The 18,036-nt window shown below is 63.1% G+C and carries 16 protein-coding genes and 3 tRNA genes; 4 read left to right on the top strand and 15 right to left on the bottom strand.

The features are described from left to right. Positions 1 to 30 precede the first annotated feature (30 nt). Positions 31 to 2,274, top strand: coding sequence for a 6-phosphofructokinase (locus EIH27_RS01980; protein ID WP_124039310.1), 2,244 nt, complete (start codon positions 31 to 33; stop codon positions 2,272 to 2,274). A gap of 104 nt (positions 2,275 to 2,378) precedes the next feature. On the opposite strand, the gene EIH27_RS01975 is transcribed toward EIH27_RS01980, so the two are convergent. The 3 genes from EIH27_RS01975 to gltX all read right to left on the bottom strand — a co-directional run bounded on the left by EIH27_RS01975 (position 2,379) and on the right by gltX (position 4,242). Then, a tRNA-Glu gene (locus tag EIH27_RS01975) sits at positions 2,379 to 2,451 on the bottom strand. A 30-nt stretch (positions 2,452 to 2,481) separates the two neighbouring features. Further along, a tRNA-Gln gene (locus tag EIH27_RS01970) sits at positions 2,482 to 2,553 on the bottom strand. 195 nt (positions 2,554 to 2,748) lie between these two features. Next, positions 2,749 to 4,242, bottom strand: coding sequence for a glutamate--tRNA ligase (gene gltX, locus EIH27_RS01965; RefSeq protein ID WP_124039309.1), 1,494 nt, complete (start codon positions 4,240 to 4,242; stop codon positions 2,749 to 2,751). Between the two features lie 25 nt (positions 4,243 to 4,267). Between gltX and EIH27_RS01960 the strand changes: the two genes are divergently transcribed. After that, positions 4,268 to 5,425, top strand: a complete 1,158-nt coding sequence (locus EIH27_RS01960; RefSeq protein WP_124039308.1) for a MalY/PatB family protein — start codon at positions 4,268 to 4,270, stop codon at positions 5,423 to 5,425. Positions 5,426 to 5,534: 109 nt separating this feature from the next. On the opposite strand, the gene EIH27_RS01955 is transcribed toward EIH27_RS01960, so the two are convergent. Beyond that, positions 5,535 to 6,272: a fumarylacetoacetate hydrolase family protein gene (locus tag EIH27_RS01955; protein WP_124039307.1), complete on the bottom strand. Its 738-nt coding sequence runs from the start codon at positions 6,270 to 6,272 to the stop codon at positions 5,535 to 5,537. A gap of 123 nt (positions 6,273 to 6,395) precedes the next feature. Here EIH27_RS01955 and EIH27_RS01950 point away from each other — a divergent pair, with 123 nt between their 5' ends. Next, complete coding sequence (locus tag EIH27_RS01950) at positions 6,396 to 8,180, top strand: AMP-dependent synthetase/ligase (RefSeq protein ID WP_241152932.1); 1,785 nt, start codon at positions 6,396 to 6,398, stop codon at positions 8,178 to 8,180. A 39-nt stretch (positions 8,181 to 8,219) separates the two neighbouring features. On the opposite strand, the gene EIH27_RS01945 is transcribed toward EIH27_RS01950, so the two are convergent. From EIH27_RS01945 to EIH27_RS01925, 5 genes are all read right to left on the bottom strand, one after another. Beyond that, positions 8,220 to 8,304: transfer RNA gene (locus EIH27_RS01945), tRNA-Leu, on the bottom strand. A 61-nt stretch (positions 8,305 to 8,365) separates the two neighbouring features. Beyond that, complete coding sequence (locus EIH27_RS01940; protein WP_124039306.1) at positions 8,366 to 8,836, bottom strand: peroxiredoxin; 471 nt, start codon at positions 8,834 to 8,836, stop codon at positions 8,366 to 8,368. Continuing rightward, positions 8,836 to 9,159: a hypothetical protein gene (locus EIH27_RS01935; protein ID WP_124039305.1), complete on the bottom strand. Its 324-nt coding sequence runs from the start codon at positions 9,157 to 9,159 to the stop codon at positions 8,836 to 8,838. The genes EIH27_RS01940 and EIH27_RS01935 overlap by 1 nt, the downstream gene beginning before the upstream one ends. 140 nt (positions 9,160 to 9,299) lie before the next feature. Beyond that, positions 9,300 to 9,866 carry a hypothetical protein gene (locus tag EIH27_RS07875; protein ID WP_206424855.1) on the bottom strand — a complete coding sequence of 189 codons (567 nt, stop codon included), beginning with the start codon at positions 9,864 to 9,866 and terminating at the stop codon, positions 9,300 to 9,302. Between the two features lie 58 nt (positions 9,867 to 9,924). Further along, the gene (locus EIH27_RS01925) at positions 9,925 to 12,897 is read right to left on the bottom strand and encodes a PT domain-containing protein (RefSeq protein WP_124039304.1); all 2,973 of its coding nucleotides are present in this window, start codon (positions 12,895 to 12,897) and stop codon (positions 9,925 to 9,927) included. 290 nt (positions 12,898 to 13,187) lie between these two features. On the opposite strand from EIH27_RS01925, the gene EIH27_RS01920 reads away from it, so the two are divergent. Then, on the top strand, positions 13,188 to 13,727 hold the full coding sequence (locus EIH27_RS01920; protein ID WP_124039303.1) for a DUF4916 domain-containing protein: 540 nt from the start codon (positions 13,188 to 13,190) through the stop codon (positions 13,725 to 13,727). Between the two features lie 4 nt (positions 13,728 to 13,731). Here EIH27_RS01920 and rdgB read toward each other — a convergent pair whose 3' ends face one another. The 6 genes from rdgB to clpS all read right to left on the bottom strand — a co-directional run bounded on the left by rdgB (position 13,732) and on the right by clpS (position 17,977). Further along, positions 13,732 to 14,367, bottom strand: a complete 636-nt coding sequence (rdgB, locus tag EIH27_RS01915; protein WP_206424854.1) for an RdgB/HAM1 family non-canonical purine NTP pyrophosphatase — start codon at positions 14,365 to 14,367, stop codon at positions 13,732 to 13,734. Then, entirely contained in the window at positions 14,364 to 15,134 is a 771-nt protein-coding gene (gene rph / locus EIH27_RS01910) for a ribonuclease PH (protein WP_124039302.1), read from the bottom strand. Before rph ends, rdgB begins: the two co-directional genes overlap by 4 nt. Positions 15,135 to 15,249: 115 nt before the next feature. Further along, a complete protein-coding gene (locus tag EIH27_RS01905; RefSeq protein ID WP_124039301.1) occupies positions 15,250 to 16,044 on the bottom strand; it encodes an MBL fold metallo-hydrolase in 795 nt (264 codons plus the stop codon). Further along, positions 16,041 to 16,868: a glutamate racemase gene (gene murI, locus EIH27_RS01900; RefSeq protein ID WP_124039300.1), complete on the bottom strand. Its 828-nt coding sequence runs from the start codon at positions 16,866 to 16,868 to the stop codon at positions 16,041 to 16,043. The genes EIH27_RS01905 and murI overlap by 4 nt, the downstream gene beginning before the upstream one ends. Positions 16,869 to 16,877: 9 nt before the next feature. Further along, positions 16,878 to 17,522, bottom strand: coding sequence for a DUF2017 family protein (locus EIH27_RS01895; protein ID WP_124039299.1), 645 nt, complete (start codon positions 17,520 to 17,522; stop codon positions 16,878 to 16,880). Beyond that, positions 17,519 to 17,977, bottom strand: a complete 459-nt coding sequence (gene clpS, locus EIH27_RS08085) for an ATP-dependent Clp protease adapter ClpS (protein WP_338133966.1) — start codon at positions 17,975 to 17,977, stop codon at positions 17,519 to 17,521. The genes EIH27_RS01895 and clpS overlap by 4 nt, the downstream gene beginning before the upstream one ends. Positions 17,978 to 18,036: the final 59 nt, after the last annotated feature.

The following is an 18,036-nucleotide window of genomic DNA, read 5'->3' as shown; positions in this document are numbered from 1 at the left end:
ACTGTTGCGATAGTCACATAGAGTGAGGGTATGAGTGAGCAACTGAATATTGGTGTCCTCACCTCGGGCGGGGACGCCCCGGGCATGAATGCGGTGGTGCGCGCGGTGGTGCGCACCTCCCTCCACGCGGGTGCCGTTCCCTACACGATCCATGAGGGGTGGCGTGGCGTCATGGAGGGCGGGGACGCGATCGTTCGGGCCGGCTGGTCCGACGTCTCGTCGGTCCTCGGCCGCGGCGGCACCGTCATCGGTACCGCCCGCTCGGCAGAATTCCGTGAGCGCTCCGGCCGCCAGCGTGCGGCACTCAATCTGGTGCGCCGGGGTATTGACCGTCTCGTCGTCGTTGGCGGGGATGGTTCTCTCACCGGAGCGGACACACTCGCCCGTGAATGGCGCGATCACCTCACCGATTTGCTCGCGCAGGGCGCAATTTCTTCCGACGACGCCGCCGCGCACCCGTCCCTTCACATCGCCGGAATTGTGGGGTCCATTGATAACGATCTGGTGGGCTCCTCGATGACGGTGGGTACTGACTCGGCGCTGCACCGCATCATGGACGCGACAGACGCTATTGCCTCCACGGCCGCCTCACACCAGCGCACCTTCATCGTTGAGGTGATGGGACGTCGCTGCGGCTACCTGGCCCTCACCGCCGCACTCGGATCCGCCGCGGATGAGGTATTCATCCCCGAGCTTCCGCCGGAGGATGGTTGGGAAGACGCCGTGGTGGCCAAGATTCGCGCCGCCCATGCGGCCGGCCGGCGCGATTCCATTATCATCGTGGCCGAGGGATGCCAGGATCGTCACGGCACACCGCTCACGGCCGCCCGTATTCAGCAGGCGATCGCCGAGAGGGTGGGTGAGGCGCCGCGCATCACCGCGCTGGGCCACGTGCAGCGCGGGGGCACACCATCGGCCTATGACCGCTGGATGAGTAGCGCTCTGGGCCATACGGCCACCCTGGAGGTACTTGCGGCCGGCCCTGGCGATGACTCCTATATTTTTGGCACCCGCGCCGAGCAGATTGTGCGCCTCCCGCTAGCCGAAGCCGTGGCCAATACACAGGCCGTGGGTACACACCTGGAGCGGGGCGACTACGCCGCCTCACTGGCGGCCCGCGGCCCGCATTTCGCCCATAAGTTGGAACTGTTCCACCGGCTTTCTACACCGCTCACGGATTCGCCCGCACGCCGCCGCAGGCGCGTGGCCATCGTCCATGTGGGCGGGCTGGCGCCGGGCATGAATACGGCCGCGCGTACCGCCGTCCAACTGGGCGAGGCTCTGGGCCTGGAAATGGTGGGCGTGCGTGGTGGTTTCCCCGGTCTTGTGGACGGCGACATTGTGCCGCTCTCCTGGCGCTCCGTCGACAAGTGGGGCAACGCGGGCGGTGCGGCGCTCGGCACGCGCCGCACGGTTCCGGATACGGGCGAGCTATTCGGCATTGCGCGCACCCTCGAAGAACGCCGCATTGATGGCCTCATCATGATCGGCGGTCTGGCGGGGTACGAGGGCATCCTCAGCCTCGCCCAGGAGCGGCTCCACTACCCCGCCTTCAATATCCCCATGGTGTGTATCCCCACCTCCATCGACAACAACCTGCCCAACAACGACTTTTCCATCGGCGCGGATACCGCTCTCAACACGAACGTGGAGGCGATCGACCGCGTGAAGGAGAGTGCGTCCGCTTCCAACCGCTGCTTCGTGGTGGAAACCATGGGACGGAATTGCGGCTTCCTGGCGCTGCTCTCGGGCATCTCCACGGGTGCGGAGCAGGTGTATCTGCAGGAGACGGGCATGTCACTTGCTCAGCTCTCGGACGACGCCGCCTCGATGGTTGCGTCCTTCCGCGGTAAGCGCTCCCTGTATCTGGTGATCCGGAATGAACAGGCCAACGAAAACCTCACCACGGACCTCATTACACGCCTGTTTGAGGAGGCGGGACACGGACTGTTTGATGCTCGCTCCGCGGTGATTGGGCATCAACAGCAGGGCGGAGAGCCGAGCCCGTTCGATCGAGATCTAGCCATTCGCCTGGTGGATGCAGCGCTCACAGACCTCACGGGGCAATTCCGGGATGGTACGCGTGATGCCCGCTACATCGGCTCCCAGGACGGCGATATCCGTTCCTACCCCATCCGTCATTTCGACGAGCAAATGGACATGGCCACCCGCCTTCCGCTCCGTCAGTGGTGGCTGGGATTGCGGGATCTGCTCTATACGCTGGCACGAAACACCTCAGCTGAGCCTTCCCTGCTGTCTCTTTATCAGAGGTAAGAGTGGCACCCTGGCCGCAACGCCTGAGCACCGGGCGATCAGGGAGAGGCGGTCGGTGCCTAAACACAAAAAGCGGCAGACCTTTAGGCCTGCCGCTTTCCCTGTACTCCGTGGCGGATTTGAACCGCCGTTACCGCCGTGAGAGGGCGATGTCCTAGGCCGCTAGACGAACGGAGCTTATTCAATTGACGGAGGATCACTCCACCGCTGGGGTACCAGGACTCGAACCTAGAACGGATGAACCAGAATCACCTGTGTTGCCAATTACACCATACCCCAATTGGCTTGTTGTTCCAGAGGAGCAACGATGTACTAGTTTACAGATCCACCCTCAACAGTTCAAATGCCAGTTCCCATGAATCAGGTCACACAGAACGGTCTGTGTGAGAATGCATTGCCCGCCCCATTGCAGGCCAGTAGTACGGATAAAAAGTGGCGGCGGGCAAGCTTCGCCCGCCGCCACTTGTAGCCGCGCTAGTTTTCAAGCATGCGCAGTGCGGCGTCGATCCGCGCCAACGCCTTTTCCCTCCCCAGGATGGCGATGGAGTCGATGACCGGGATGGACACGTTGGTGCCGGTCATAGCCACGAATAGCGGCGCGTAGGCCTGCCGCGGCTTGATACCCATCTCCTCCACCAGCTTGGCATCCAGGGCCGGCTTGATGGCGGTGGCGGTGAAGTCCGCTAGCCCGGCCAGCACCTCCCGTGCCGCACGCAGCACGTCCGGCGCCGTATCCTTCAGCTTTTTCACGGCCTTGGGGTTGTACTCCACGGTGTCGGTGAAGAGGAAGCCGAGTAGCGCGGGCGCCTCACCCAGCAGCTTCATACGGGACTGCGCCAGCGGAGCAGCGGCCTCAAGCGTGGCCCGCACCTCCGGCGCGAGCTGATCAATCGAATCGACCCCGAGCACGTCAAGGTAGGGCACCAACCGCGCCGTGAAATCAGCAACGTCCAGGAGCCGAATATGTTCCGCATTGATCGCCACGCACTTGGCGTCGTCGAACCGCGCGGGGTTGCCGTTCACGTTGTGGATATCAAAGCGCTCCACCATCTGCTGCAACGAGAACACGTCCTCGGTGGGCGCGTAGGACCAGCCAAGCAGGGCGAGGTAGTTATCCATGCCCTCGGGGATAATGCCGCGTTTGCGGTGCAGCAGCAGGTTCGACTTCGGGTCACGCTTGGAGAGCTTCTTGTTTCCCTCCCCCATCACGTAGGGCAGATGGGCGAAACGCGGCTCCCACTTGGCGATGCCCAGCTCCTGGAGCGCGGCGTAAAGCACAATCTGACGCGGCGTGGAGGAGAGCAGATCCTCTCCACGCAGCACGTCCGTCACCTCCATGAGGGCATCGTCTACCGGGTTGGTGAGCGTATAGAGCGGATCACCGTTGGCGCGAACAATCACGTAGTCCGGCACGCTGCCCGCCTTGAACGTCACTTCACCGCGCACCATGTCCTGGAAGGTGATATCCGTATCCGGCATGCGCATGCGCAGCACCGGCTTGCGCCCCTCAGCACGGAAGGCGGCCTTTTGTTCCTCGGTGAGATCACGATCGAAGTTGTCGTAGCCCAGCTTGGGGTCCTCACCCTTGGCGCGGTGGCGAGCCTCCACCTCCTCCGGCGTGGAGAAAGCCTCATAGGCATAGCCGCCTTCCAGCAACTTCTTTGCCACGTCCTTGTAAATATCCATACGCTCGGACTGCCGGTAGGGGCCGTTGGGGCCGCCCACTTCAATACCCTCATCCCAGTCGAGGCCAAGCCAGCGCAGTGAGTCCAGAATCTGGTGGTAGGACTCCTCGGAGTCGCGCGCCGCGTCCGTATCCTCGATGCGGAAAATGAACGTTCCGCCCGTATGACGGGCGTAGGCGTAGTTGAAGAGGCACGTGCGAACCATGCCCACGTGCGGGGTACCGGTGGGGGACGGTGCGAAACGAACGCGAATATCCGATCCCGTTGCTGTTGTGATAGCCATAGTGGCTTCAGGCTACCCTAAGGGCATGCGCGATGAATTCGATGTTTCCCGCCTTATTCGCAACACTTCCAAGAAGTGGACGGACTTCCCGGGCACGATCGGCATGCATTTGGCCGAGATGGATTACGGGGTGGCCCCTGAGATTCGTGACTGTCTTATTCACGACGCCGAAGCGGGCACCCTGGGTTACGTCCCCGCGGTGGACGGCGCGGCACTCCGGGAGGCCACAGCAAGCTACCTGGCACAGTTTGGCCCGGCTCCGGATACAGAGCGCATCGGCCTGCTCCCGGATGTGCTCTCCGCGCTCTCCCTCACCCTTGACACATTCCTCGCACCGGGTGCGCCCGTTGTAGTGCCAACCCCGGCCTATGCCCCGTTCCTTAGTCTGCCCGCACTGCATGGGCACCCAATTGTTGAGGTGCCCTCCCTCTTCGACGTCGGCATGTGGCACCTGGATCTGGATGGCCTGCGCGCCGCCCTCACGAAGGACAGCCTCCTCATTCTCTGCAATCCGTGGAATCCGGTGGGCCGCAGCCTCACGCGCACGGAGCTGGAGGAGGTCGCCACACTCATTGAGGCGACGGGCGCTCGCGTGTTCGAGGACAACATTCATGCCCCGCTGACTCTTTCAGCCCCGTTCTGTCCCTTCGCCCCGCTCACCCCTACCACGCGCGCCCGCACGGTTTCCGCGATCTCTGCCTCGAAAGGCTGGAACATCGCGGGCCTCAAGTGCGCACAGGTGGTGTTCCACAACCCGGACGACGCCGCCCGCGCCGGAATCGGTAATGACTGCGCGCTGGTTGGTGCGCGCGCGGGTGTGGTGGCCTACCGCGACTGCGAGGGGTGGATCGCACAGGTGCAGGCGAACCTACGCGAGAATGCCCGCATGATTGAGGAACGCGTGGCGCACTGGCCGGGTGTTACCGCACCGCATGTGGAGGCCACCTATATCACCTGGCTTGACTTCTCCGGCGCTGCCAACCGCGCGCTTGCGGAGCACCCCGCGGATTATCTGCGTGAGCACGCGAAGGTGAGCCTCTCCCCCGGCCAGAATTTTGGCCGGGGATACGAGCAGTCGGCCCGCATGATCTTCGCCACCACGCAACCGGTGCTCAATGACGCGCTAGATCGCATTGAGAAAGCTCTGCGTGGCCAGGACTCTCCGGCCATTCCGGTGGCCTAGTTGCGCCCGGTTTGAGTACCACCGGACTGCGACGCGCGTTACGGATTAAGGCCGTGAGCTAGCGGCGTCGTCCGGGCCCGCCTCCGCACGCGCCCGATGTCCGGTGAAACTACTCGGCCTTGTAGACGGGGTTCGTGAGCGTGCCGATCCCCTCCAGGCTTACCTCTGCGGTGTCCCCGGCGTGCACGAAGCAGTTGCGCAACGGGGTGCCGGTGGAGATGATGTCGCCGGGTAGCAGGGTGGCCAGGCTGGACGCGTAGGCCACCAGTTCCTCAGGGCTAAAGGCGAGCGTTGCGGTGGAGGCGCGGCCTACCTCCTCACCATTGATGCTGGCAACCAGGTCCAGGCTTGAGGTATCCAGCGCCGTGTCAATGATCGGACCGAGCGGCAGGCTCGTGTCCCACATTTTCGCGCGGGCACCGGACGCGGTGGAGGTGGCGTCGTTGGAGAGGGTGAAACCAAAAATGGCCTCATGCGCACGATCTGGCGCAATGTCTTTCACCGGCCGGCCAATCACGATGGCCAGCTCAGGTTCAATAAATACCTGGTCCGCCCAGGCGGGAATAACGAGCGGATCATTCGGGCCGGATACCGCCGTGTTGGGCTTGATGAACACGCCCAGATCCTCAAGGCGCGCATCACTAGCGTACGAGCCCACGAAACCAATCACCTTGGAGCGGGGCAGCATGGGCGCCACCAGGTTCGCCTCCGTAGCCGGAATACGCTGACCGGTTGGCGTGGAATCCCCAAACATTGGGTCATCGGACAACACAATGTAGTCGTGCTTCACTTCGTCATAGACCCCGTACCGCGGGCCCTGCTGCAAACTGAGGCGTGCAATCTTCATGTCCCCAGGGTACGTGAGCCACGGGGTTGCCGCGGTCACATCCATGCCCGTATTCAGCCATTTCCAAGCTAAAGGCGTACGCTTATGCAATAAGTTACCGAAGCGTAACTAAGGAGAACTGCCGTGAAGAACGTCACGCCGCGCAAGATGCGTCGCCATGCCAAGAGAATCGTCACCGTGCCCGATCTTTTGGCCGATCGCCTCAAGCGTCTACCAAATTCGCCCGTCCTCTACGAGCCCGAGCCCCTCGGCGATGGCTGGCGTCCGCTCACCATGCGTGACTTAGATTCGCGCATTCGAAAGATCGCGCGCGGCCTCATAGGTATGGGGTTCCAGCGCGGGGACGCCATTGGCATCATGGGCGCCACGTCGCTTGAGTGGTGCCTCCTCGACCTGGCGTGCGCGCTTTCCGGACTCGTAGTTGTGCCCATCTACCAGACGGACTCGGCCTCCCAGCTGGAGTGGATCCTTGAGGACGCCAACGTACGCGGCGTGTTTGTTGATACGGCGGACCGGCGTGAACTGGTTAGCTCCAAGGCCACCGACCAGGTGATCGTTATGCTCGACGCCGAAGGACTTTCGCAGGTGGAGACGCACGCCACCGCGGTGACGGAGGACGATCTAGACGCCCGGATACGCGGCATTTCCGGGGACACGCTGTATTCGATCGTGTACACCTCCGGCACCACGGGACGCCCGAAGGGCGTAGAGCTCACGCACAGTAATTTCACCTATATTTGCCTTGGCGCGCGCGAATGGTCACCGCGACTGGTGATGAATCCTCAAACCCGCCTGCTCCAGTTCCTTCCCCTCGCGCACGTCATGGGGCGGATTATCACGCTCATCTGCATTGGTGGAAGCGCGCAGGTGGCCTTTGCCCCCAATATCCACAATCTCACCCACGATCTTCACATGTTCCAGCCCACCCTGCTCGTCGTGGTGCCGCGCGTACTGGAGAAGGTATACAACGCGGCCGAGGCCAAGGCCGGCGCCGGACTTGGGCGACGTATCTTCAAGTGGGCGGCGAGCGTGGCCGAGCGCAACAGCCAGAAGCACTTCCATGGACCGCTGTTCCGCCTTGAACGGCGCCTGGCTGATCGCCTTGTTCTCTCGAAGATCCGCTATGCCGTGGGTGGAAAGGTCAGCGGAATTATTTCCGCCGGCGCACCCCTGGGAAACGACCTCTCCCACTTCTATGGCGGGATCGGCATGCCGGTGACGGAGATCTACGGCCTCACCGAAACGCTGGGCTCCGGCACCGTGCAGGACTGGGGTAAGGCCGTGCCGGGCAATCTGGGCCGCACATTCCCCGGCACCCGGGTTCGTATTGCCGAGGACGGCGAAATTCAGATTAAAGGCCCCGGCGTCTTCCGCCGCTATCACAACAATGCGGAGGCTACCGCGGCCGCATTTGAGGATGGCTGGTTCCTCAGCGGTGATCTCGGCTCCGTGAATAAAAACGGCGCATTGGAAATCATTGGCCGGAAGAAGCATCTCATTGTGACGGCCGGCGGAAAGAACGTAGCGCCGGACGTGCTCCAGGATGCGCTGGCCTCACACCCGCTCATCTCGCAAATCATGGTGATTGGAGACCGGAAGCCGTTTATCGCTGCCCTTATCACGCTTGATGCGCAGCTGCTGCCCGGCTGGCTGCGGGCGCATAAGCTCCCGCCAATGAGCACCGCCGAGGCACGCGTTCACCCGGCGGTGCTCGCATCCCTTCAGCGCGGCATTGACCGCGCAAATGCGCATGTATCCCGAGCCGAATCGATTCGTAAATTCGAGGTGCTTCCCGGCGATTTCACGGAGGAGAACGGGATGCTGACACCGTCCATGAAGGTGCGCCGCGAGGTTGTGCTCAAGAATTTCGCGGACGTGGTCGATCGAATCTACGCCGCCAAAAAGTAATCGGCCGGGCAGTTGACCCAGCCGATGGTGCACAGAAACTGGTGCGCGAGGCGGGACTTGAACCCGCACACCGAGAGGTACCAGAACCTAAATCTGGCGCGTCTACCAATTCCGCCACTCGCGCGAAGCCCGTACATTGTATCGCGTGGCTTCGCGCTGCGCGCTAGGCGCTCCGTCACTACCGGCTAGTCAATCCCCAGCTCGCGCCGCAGCCGTGCCACATGCCCGGAGGCTCGCACCCCGTACTGCGCCTGAAGAATCTTGCCATCCTTGCCCACCACGAAGGTGGAACGGATTGTGCCCACCACCTTGCGTCCGAAGCTCATTTTCTCTCCGTAGGCTCCATAGGCCTCGTGCACGGAGCGATCCGGATCTGAAGCGAGTGGGAAGTTGAGCGCATTCTTATCCACGAATTTCTGCAGCTTGGCCACCGGGTCCGCTGAAATCCCAATGACCGTGTACCCGGCTCCGCGCAGCGAGTTCTCCGAATCGCGGAAATCACAGGCCTCGGTGGTGCAACCGGGCGTCAGAGCTTTCGGGTAGAAGTAGACGATCACGCCACGCTCGGACTCCTCCAGCGCTCGCGAAAGTGTGACCGTCCCGTCCAGGGTCTCCAACGTGAACTCCGGAGCCGTATCCCCAACTGCCAGTTTCATTAGATCAATCCTTCATGAGTATCGATGTAGTACTTCGTGTACCAGACAGCCCACACCAGGAAGCCGACAAAGCCGATTGTCATTGGCCACATGCCCAACGGTGACGGCGTGAATAGCAGCGCGAAGAGGATGCCGGCCGCAAAGATCCACGGTCGCCTACGCCGCCAGGCCCAGGTAGCCAGAATGACGCCGAGCGTGCCGAAGACGATGGTGACATAGAGATCCGCACTCTGTTTCATAATGACCGTCACCCAGCCCACCACCATGTTGAGGGCAAAGTAAACGGTAAGGGCGGTACTGAGGGATCGAGGTACGGGGCGCATACTGTCTAGCCTATCGTCTCCCGGCGGAGGTGCCGAGTATCCGCTCCGTGGTACCGACGACGTCGGGTGGGCGCGTAGCCCGCCACCTCCGTGGTGCGTGCCCCGGAAGGCGCCGTCCCACCTACCCGGTCCGGCGTCGGCTAATCAAACTCGCCAATGTAGTCCCACAGCGCCACCACATGAGTGCCGTCCGGCGCCCAGCGCAGCATGCCGTCACCGGAGGGCACGGTACCGTGAAGCTTGAACGTTGCCGTGTGCCCGTCTGTGATGCGCGTGGGCATATCGCCCGTGCCGGCGGAGAGCGTGTGATAGGTGCCGCGTGCATCCTGCACATTGAACTGGGCGGTGGACAGTGGAATGGTGCCGTGAACGTCGGAAATCTCCACCGTCCATGTACAATCAGCCGCCTCCACCGACGGGTCATCGGTGACGGTGGTGAAGGGGCCGCTCACCTTCATGGTGAGCCTGTCGCTGCCTTCCAGCCTCACGCGTACGGCGAGGCCCTGCATAGTAAGCGCAGGTTCTTTGGCCGAGCCATCCAACGTGGCCGAGGCCGGCGAGGTGGATGGAAGATAGCTGGGCGCCCCCTGGCTTGCCAGCTGTTCAGCCGCTGAAAGCGAGGTAGCCGAATTTCCTGACTGCCCCGCTCCCCCGCATCCCGCGAGTAGGACGGGAAGCGCAATTATCGCAAAGACACGTGACTTCATAGGGATCCTTCATGGTGGGCCGAGGTTGCCCCCGGCCCACCGATTCACCAGCTACTTGCTACTTGTGTGTGCCGAGCGTATCGGCTCTTGACCGAGTGAAGTCACCGCTGAAAACCGCCTTGCCCAGATGCGGGAAGGTAATGCGGGAATCAGCGGCGCCGGCCTTGAGACCGTTGTTCACGTGGAGCACGTTGCCGCGCACCACCGACACCGTATCCTTACCGTCACCATTCCAGTCACCGGCGAGGAACCTGTCCCCGCTGTGGCCGTAGGCAAACTGCCGGTCTGCCTGGCCACCGGCCAACGCATTCTTCACGTGGATCACGTTGCCACGTACCACGGACACCGTGTCCTTGCCATTGCCGTTGAAGTCACCGGCGATAGCCTTGTCACTCACCTTGCCGTATGCGAAAGTGACGTCCGCCTGGCCACCGGACAGTGAATTCTTCGCATACACCACGTTGCCGCGGCGCACCGCGATGGTGTCCTTACCGTCACCGTTCCAGTCACCAACCAGCACCTGGTCACCCGGGCGCCCATAAGCAAAGGTGACGTCCGCCTGACCGCCCCGGTGCGAATTCTTCAGCATGAACACATTTCCGCGCCGCACCCCCGCGGTAGCGGTACCGTCACCATTCCAGTCACCCGCAAAGCCCTCGTCAAGCGCCTTGCCAAAGGGAACTAGTTTGACGCCGTCGGAAGGCCGGCCAGACACGTAGAACTCGAAGAGGTTACCCGTGGGGTTGACGGCCGCGCTGCCCTTACCGGTGGTCGGTTTGCTCGTCGGGTTGCCCGTGGGCTGATCGGTCGGGGTACCAGTGGGCTCACTCGTGGGCTGATCGGTCGGAGTCGAGGCGTTCGTGAACACATCGGTACCGAAGGGCGCCAGGCCCGCTTGCGCGGCGAAACCGAGATGACCCTCGCCGTCGAGGCCGCCGGACACGGTGCCGGCCGCAAGCGGCGTATTATCCGTGCCGTTTGACACCTGGAAGATGTCCTCCATGGTGCGTAGCCACGAGTAGTGGTTGTAGTACGTGGTGGACACGGTTCCTGGCTTGATGAGCGGGGAAATGAGTACGGAGCCGGTGCGACCACCGCCGGGCGTGGCATCCTGAGCGTCAAAGAGGACGTTCGGGGTCTCCCCCTCGTTCAGGTGGCCGGGAATTCCTGTGGCGGAGAGCGTCACTTCGGTGACCGCCGCGGTGGTCTTCACGGGGTTGCCGTTCTTATCCACCAGCGTGAAGGAGGCGTTCATGCCCTGATCGAACGACGGCGCATGCGGGCCCTCGTTGGTAACGGTGCCTACAAAGGTGCCATCCGGAATACCCGTGCCCGTCACGGCACGTCCCGTGTCACCCACGGTCACGCTCGCCGTGATGCTCGAGGCACCAGCCGGCACGCTGAGATTCTTGAGGGTCTTGGCACCGCTTGCGTAGTAGCCGGTATTCTTGGCACCCTCCACGCAGTTGAAGCCATCCGCACCGGTTTCATCGCAGGCTGGCGGACGGGTGATGTACCCGTTGTCGCCAGGGCCCGGGTAGAGCTGGTTGCCGTTGGCGTCCGTCTCCAGGGTGGAGTTCGGGCCCGTGGGCTCCCAGGTGACGTTCTTGCCGTTAATGTTCTGGCCGGCCTGGTCAGCAACGATGTAGTTCTTGGCCATATCAGAGGATTGCGGGAAGGTGTGCGCCGCATAGTCCTTGTAGCCATCGGCCAGATCCGTCACGTTCTGCTGCTTGTACTGGTAGAGCTCGTTGGAGGCAGCGGCCTTGGCCACGTCCGTCTGATCCGTCGCATTATTGAAGGACATGTTCACAAACGGCGGATTGGCCTCGTCGAAGGTGATGTCAATGAGTCCGCCATCCTTGAAGGCGGCGGAGTTTTCAATGAGCGGAATGTAGTAGCGCAGGAATAGATCCGAGGCGTAGAGCCCGCCGGTGTTGTTCTTGGCCGGCGTGTCCAGCGGGAGGGAGTAGTCCGGGTTGCCGTTCTCGTCGAACAGGCCGGACATGTTGTTGCCCTTGCAGGTGGCGTCATGCGCATCAGAGCAGTTGTTCGGGGTGATCCAGTTGAATGCTGGTACCTCATCCGCCGGCTTGTTGAGGTCAGCGATCAGGCCGTTGTCCTGATCGGCCAGGTTGGCATGGTGGGCGGTATCGGCATCCGTGCCGCCATCAACCGGCGTGGTGAGCGCGCCGCCATCCTGACCCGTAATAGAAGCGAACCAGGGGAAGGGATAGTGCTTGGCCACGTACTGGTCGGTGCCGTCCGCGGTGGCGCCCGTGAAGGACGTGATGCCGGCGGCCTTCTCAGCGGCGCTCGGTTGCATGTTCTTCGGGTTGGTGTACGGGGAGTTCTCAAGGGTGCCAGGAGCTCCGGCGGGACCATCCTCACGGCCCGGGATGTTCCGCAGATCCTGCGCGTAACCCTTCCAGCTCACGCCAGCCGCATCGAACTGGTTGAACAGCGTGGGGACCTCGCGGGGGTAGGTGCACCCGTTCTTGCCATCGGAGGCATTCGCGCCGGCGAGGGAGGTGGCCTGGCCGTAGTTGTCCGTCTGCCCAAACGCGGAGCCGTTGTGCGTGGTGTTGATGTGATCGTTGTCGGAGAATGGTGTGTTCGCCACATCGCAATCAGACTGCAAATCATAGGAGGCGGACTGGCCAGACACCATGGAGGTGTAGTTGTCCTGCGAGTAGTGACCGGTGCCGAAGTAGTTCTGCACCAGGGCACCTTGCTTCGGTAGTTCCTTCCACAGGTATGAGTTCTGGTTAAGGCCGCTGAACGTGGCGTCGTAGGACTTGTTTTCCAGGATGATCAGCCACACGTGCTTGATCTGACCGGGCTTGAGTCCGGTAGAGGAAATGGTGGTGGAGGTGGGTTGCTGACCCTGCGCCGGCGTGGAGCCGGTAGCTGAAGATGCAGCGGGCGTGGTTACCGCTGCCATGGCCGGGGTGGCCATGCTTGCACCCGTGAGCGCGAGCATGGCGGCCGCGCTGACAGCAGCGAGCCGGCCTTTCTTAGCCGAATGCATAGTGCTCCTTAGTTGCCCAACGACAGCACCGATGCCCGGTGCCATTCGTAGACAGCAGAAAAGCTAGGAGCGAACCGTTAATTCACGGTAAACGGACGGAATGCTCAGGGTAAACGGCTGGGGAACGCGCTCGGTCACGCATACCGTGCTATTCCGCCCACCCGCGCCCCTATGCGGTACTGCGGCACAGGCAAGGACGTCCGGCGGTCGATATATCGCCGCCGCAATCCCACCGTCCCGGTATACGAACAAATTCTCGAGTTAGCGCCCAATCCTGGCACACTGGACCCATGAGTGAGATCGATTCCGCCGACATGGGCCCGTGGCTCTCGCTCGAGGACCTCGAATTTGTGCGCCGCAAGGTACCGATCGTGTATGTGGACGTGGTACCGATTCGTCTGGACGACGACGGCACCTGCGCGGGCATTGGGATGCTGCTGCGGGTGGATGAGACGGGGATCAGCCGAGAGTTCCCCTCCGGGCGCGTGCTGTTTCATGAACCGATCCGGGATGCCCTCGCCCGCCACATTGAAAAGGACCTCGGCAATTTGTCGCTGGCGCGTCTCCCCCACTCGATCACGCCCTTCTCCGTGCAGGAGTACTTCCCCACCCCCGGTACGCGCGCCGAAGATTTGCAAGATGCGCGCCAGCACCGGGTGGATCTGTCCTACATTGTCCCGATTGATGGCACCGTTAATCCGGGCAACGACGCCCTCGAATTCACCTGGTTCACGCTGGGTGAGGTGAAAACGCCCGAATTGCAGGCGGAGATGTCGCCCGGGCACGCCTCCCTGCTCCGCCGGGCGCTGGCGGAGCTCGGGGAGATTTAGCCGCCTATCCTTCTGCCACCAGCCGCACAATCTCCGGCGCGAGGGCCCGGAAGGCTTTACCTCGATGCGAGATGGCGTCCTTCTCCTCGGCCGTTAGCTCTGCCGAGGAACGGGTTTCGCCCTCCGGCTGGAAAATCGGATCGTAGCCGAATCCATTGGTACCGCGGGGCTGACGCAATAGTTTCCCTCGCATTTCTCCGCCCGCGGTGGCCTCGCGGCCATCGGGCGTCACCACCACGGCACTGCAGAAAAAGCGGGCCGTGCGGTACGCGTCCGGCACATCGGAGAGCTGGGCCAGCAGCAACTGATAGTTGGCCACGTCGTCCCCGTGGTGTCCGGACCAGCGCGCGGAGAACACGCCTGGCGCATGCCCAAGCACATCCACCACCAGTCCCGAATCATCGGCCACGCTTATGAGTCCGGTGGCCGCGGCGGCCGCACGCGCCTTGATAAGGGCATTGCCCTCGAAGGTCACCGCGTCCTCGACCGGTTCCGCAAAGTTCACATCGGCCGCGCTGAGCACGGTGATACCGGGCAGTAGCGGCTCAAGGAGCTCCTTCAGTTCCGCTACTTTCCCGGCACTGTGCGTGGCCAGGAGAATCTTGACGGCCCCGGCCGCCCCCGCTTGCTGCGTGCTCACTTGATTCCTCCAATCAATCCGGCCCGAATCGCGTTCTCGCCGAACAGCGCGTCACGCTGAATAGCCGCCAGCTGCGCATTACCCTTATCCGCCAGGTCCAGCAGCGTACCGAGCGTTTGCCGGGAGTACGGATCCCGCTCCGCGGTGCCCTGCACCTCGATGTATTTACCTGTCCCGCCCGTGGCCACCACGTTCATGTCCGTATCCGCGCGAGAATCCTCCTCGTAGGGAAGATCCAGCACCGGATGTCCATCCACCACCCCCACGGAGATCGCGGAGACCGTGTCCGTGAGAACCTCCGCCGGAGCGAGAATTCGCTGCCCCACCGCCCAGTTGATCGCATCCGCGAGCGCCACGAAGGCGCCGGTGATCGACGCCGTACGAGTCCCGCCGTCCGCCTGAAGCACATCGCAGTCCAGGGTGATGGTGTTTTCTCCCAGCTTGTCCAAGCGCACGACGCCGCGCAGCGCACGTCCCACAAGCCGCGAGATTTCATGGGTGCGCCCGCCTACCTTGCCCTTGACGGATTCGCGGGCGGAGCGTGAATTGGTGGCGCGCGGTAGCATCGCGTATTCCGCCGTCACCCAACCCTTGCCCGTTCCCTTGCGCCACCGCGGCACACCCTCTTCGAAGGAGGCGACGCACAGCACCGTGGTGTTCCCGAAGGTGACCAGCACACTGCCCTCGCCGGCGTCGAAGTAGTGGCGGGTGATGGATACGGGGCGCATCTCGTCGACGGCGCGCCCATCTTTTCGATTCCAAGTCATGCCCCGAGCCTAGCGCGCGCCACTGTCCGCTAGCCTCGAACGCTACACGCCCCGGCGGGCACGCCGAGGCTTTGTACGACGTCGGTCGCTGACGGCGTCGTACACATGCCCGACGCTAGATCCGGTACGTCTGTCCCGCGCGCACGGCCGTTACGCGTCCACTGAACGCGCCGCGCGCCTCGGTCACCACTTCGTCGGGATCCGTCCAGGGCTGCAGGTGGGTAAGCAGGAGGTCGCGCACGCCGGCCGAGCGTGCCAACTCGCCCGCCCGCTTCCCCGTCATGTGGACGCCCCGCACGGTGTCTCGGCCCTCCTCGAAGGCCGCCTCGGACAGCAGTGTGTCCGCACCCCGCGCGGCCTCCACCACGGAAGGCGCGTAGTCCGTGTCACCCGTGAACGTGAGTGTGGCCTGCTCTCCCGGCCGCGCGTCCGACGGGCCAGTGATTCGGTAGCAGAGCGCCTCAACCGTGTGGTTGGCGGCGAAGGCCTCCACGTGCAGTGGCCCCACCTCGAAACTGTCGCCCGGATTGACGTGATGGAAATCGAATTCGTCCTCGTAGGTATCCGTGGGATCGTCGTCGGCCAACTGGATGAGGCGCCGCCGGCCGTCCTGTGGCGAATACAGCGGTACGCGCGGCACCTCACCGCCCGGGTACCAGCGCCGGTACACCTGCATACCCACCAGATCCGCGCAGTGATCCGCATGCAGGTGAGAAAAGAGCATCGCATCCAGAAGCGCCGGATCGCGGTAGGCCAGCAGCTTCCCCATCACCCCCGGACCGAAATCCAGGGTGAGCGCAACATCGCGCCCCGTACCGGCGTCGTTGCCGGTGGCCTCCACCAGGTATCCGGAGGCGGGTGATTCGGGCCCTGACATGGACCCCGAGCATCCAATAATCGTTAATTTCACTCCAGCTCCTTTGCTGAACGGGCACGGCCTACTTCCGGGCCGACGAATCTGCGTGCGAGCCGGCCAAATTGAGCCGGATCGCCGGTGGTATAGAAACGCAGCTGAGAGGCGTCCACCGTGGTACCGCCCACGGACGCGTCGGAGAACAGCTTGTGGGAGGCGAGAGTGCGGTACACGTCCTTGGCTGTCTCTTCGGAGGATGTCACCAGAGTGACGTCCTCCCCCATCGTGTAGGAGATGACGCCGGACAGCAGCGGATAGTGGGTGCACCCCAGCACCAGCGTATCCACCCCGAAATCGCGGACGGGCCTAAGGTATTCCTCAGCCACACGCTCCACGTCCGGCCCGGCGGTGACGCCGGATTCTGCCAGTTCCACAAAGGCCGGGCAGGCCTGGGTACACAGTTGGATATCAGCGGCCGCGAACGCATCCTGATAGGAACCCGACTTGATGGTGGCAGGCGTGGCAATAACGCCCACCCGGCCGGTCTGGGTGGTGCGGATAGCGCGGCGTACGGCCGGCCGAATCACCTCCACAACGGGAATGCCGAGCCGATCCCGGTAGCGTTCCCGAGCATCCGCCAACGCCGCCGCCGTGGCCGTATTACAGGCGATCACCAGCATTTTCACATTGGAGGCCACCAGGCGGTCCATGATGTCCAGGGCCAGGCGCCGCACCTCCGCGATGGGCTTAGTGCCATAGGGACTGTGGGCGGTATCGCCAATAAACGTGATGGCCTCACCCGGCATCTTTTCCATAATCGCATGCGCCACCGTGAGGCCGCCTACGCCCGAGTCAAAGATGCCAATTGGCCGTGAATCCATGCTTCCAGGCTAGCCGCGCAATTCCTTGTTCCGAATGGCGCGCAACAGTGAATCCTGCCACCAGGTCACCATTGTGTAGGCCACCACCATGAGTTCATCCGTCGAGGTGATGGTGAGCCCATCGGGTCCAAGGTAGACGGAGGCACGCTCCTGCGCCGCCAGCTCATCGGCCTCATCTGTGATACCCAGCCGTGTGGCGAGCACCAGCCGAATATCGTTGAGTGCCGTGGCTGCGGCGCGCGCCTCCTCATTGGGCACCCACACGGTGGCCTCGAGACGCTTCTCCCCGTCCGTCCAGACGGTGGCCGCTTCCAGCGCGCTTACGAACGTGTCCAGGTTTTCCGCCTTCTGCTGGGCAATGGAGTGCTGCGTGAGATCCCGCAGGTCCCCCGCCAGGAGTGGATCATCGGACATATCGGGGAGTAGACGGTGGACCGCCTCATCGGTAAACGGCGAGGCGGGCACGCCCGGCTCAAATTCGGACTCATAGGCGGCTAGCACCTCCGCTTCGTCCTCATCTGCATGGGACGCGAAATCTTCCTGGGTGTAGCCCAGCATCTGCATCACGTCTAGCGCCAGTCCGCGGATCAGCCGCCGTTCCATCGCGTCCGCCTGCGCCACGTATCCGCCGCGCGCCACCTGAAATGGCCTCATTGCTCCTCCTCAATGGTGGCCCATAGCCCGTACACGTGGAGCGCATGCGCATCCGTTTCCATCGCCTCACGAGCTCCACGGGACACCACCGCCCGGCCCCGGGTATGAATCTCCATCATGAGGTCCTGAGCACGGGCTGTGGGCAGGTGGAAATAATCCTCAAAAACCCACACCACATAGTTCATGAGCGTCACGGGATCGTTGTGCACCACGGTGACCCACGGTGTACTCTCCACCGACACGGGGCGGGCGGCCGCGAATTCGCCAGGAGCGGAGCGCATTGCCTGCGGCGAAGGTTGTTCTTCGGATTGCCGGGGCGGTTCCGACGACGACGCCCGCACCGGCGTGTTTGACGGCGCGGCATAGTTCGAGGCGGCGAGGATCCCGCGCGCCGCGGCGAGCCGAGGTTCGGAGAGCCGCGCGCGTGTGGGGCCGGTGTCATTCGGTTCGCTCATAGCGTCCAGTGTAGGGCCCGCCTCCGACGAAAACCGCGCCGTATCACGTAGCCGGACTA

Source organism: Neoactinobaculum massilliense, from assembly GCF_900604955.1.
GTDB classification, from domain to species: domain Bacteria; phylum Actinomycetota; class Actinomycetes; order Actinomycetales; family Actinomycetaceae; genus Neoactinobaculum; species Neoactinobaculum massilliense.
The sequence above is the reverse complement of the archived record's forward strand: the minus strand, read 5'-3'. Positions and strand labels throughout refer to the sequence as shown.

What these genes read in the sequence shown, in the direction of transcription:
- EIH27_RS01925 (WP_124039304.1), bottom strand. Translation starts at nt 12,897, where the DNA reads ATGCATTCGGCTAAGAAAGGCCGGCTCGCTGCTGTCAGCGCGGCCGCC.
- murI (WP_124039300.1), bottom strand. Translation starts at nt 16,868, where the DNA reads ATGGATTCACGGCCAATTGGCATCTTTGACTCGGGCGTAGGCGGCCTC.
- rph (WP_124039302.1), bottom strand. Translation starts at nt 15,134, where the DNA reads ATGACTTGGAATCGAAAAGATGGGCGCGCCGTCGACGAGATGCGCCCC.
- EIH27_RS01920 (WP_124039303.1), top strand. Translation starts at nt 13,188, where the DNA reads ATGAGTGAGATCGATTCCGCCGACATGGGCCCGTGGCTCTCGCTCGAG.
- EIH27_RS01935 (WP_124039305.1), bottom strand. Translation starts at nt 9,159, where the DNA reads ATGCGCCCCGTACCTCGATCCCTCAGTACCGCCCTTACCGTTTACTTT.
- EIH27_RS01960 (WP_124039308.1), top strand. Translation starts at nt 4,268, where the DNA reads ATGCGCGATGAATTCGATGTTTCCCGCCTTATTCGCAACACTTCCAAG.
- clpS (WP_338133966.1), bottom strand. Translation starts at nt 17,977, where the DNA reads ATGAGCGAACCGAATGACACCGGCCCCACACGCGCGCGGCTCTCCGAA.
- EIH27_RS01980 (WP_124039310.1), top strand. Translation starts at nt 31, where the DNA reads ATGAGTGAGCAACTGAATATTGGTGTCCTCACCTCGGGCGGGGACGCC.
- EIH27_RS01955 (WP_124039307.1), bottom strand. Translation starts at nt 6,272, where the DNA reads ATGAAGATTGCACGCCTCAGTTTGCAGCAGGGCCCGCGGTACGGGGTC.
- gltX (WP_124039309.1), bottom strand. Translation starts at nt 4,242, where the DNA reads ATGGCTATCACAACAGCAACGGGATCGGATATTCGCGTTCGTTTCGCA.
- EIH27_RS07875 (WP_206424855.1), bottom strand. Translation starts at nt 9,866, where the DNA reads ATGAAGTCACGTGTCTTTGCGATAATTGCGCTTCCCGTCCTACTCGCG.
- EIH27_RS01940 (WP_124039306.1), bottom strand. Translation starts at nt 8,836, where the DNA reads ATGAAACTGGCAGTTGGGGATACGGCTCCGGAGTTCACGTTGGAGACC.
- EIH27_RS01895 (WP_124039299.1), bottom strand. Translation starts at nt 17,522, where the DNA reads ATGAGGCCATTTCAGGTGGCGCGCGGCGGATACGTGGCGCAGGCGGAC.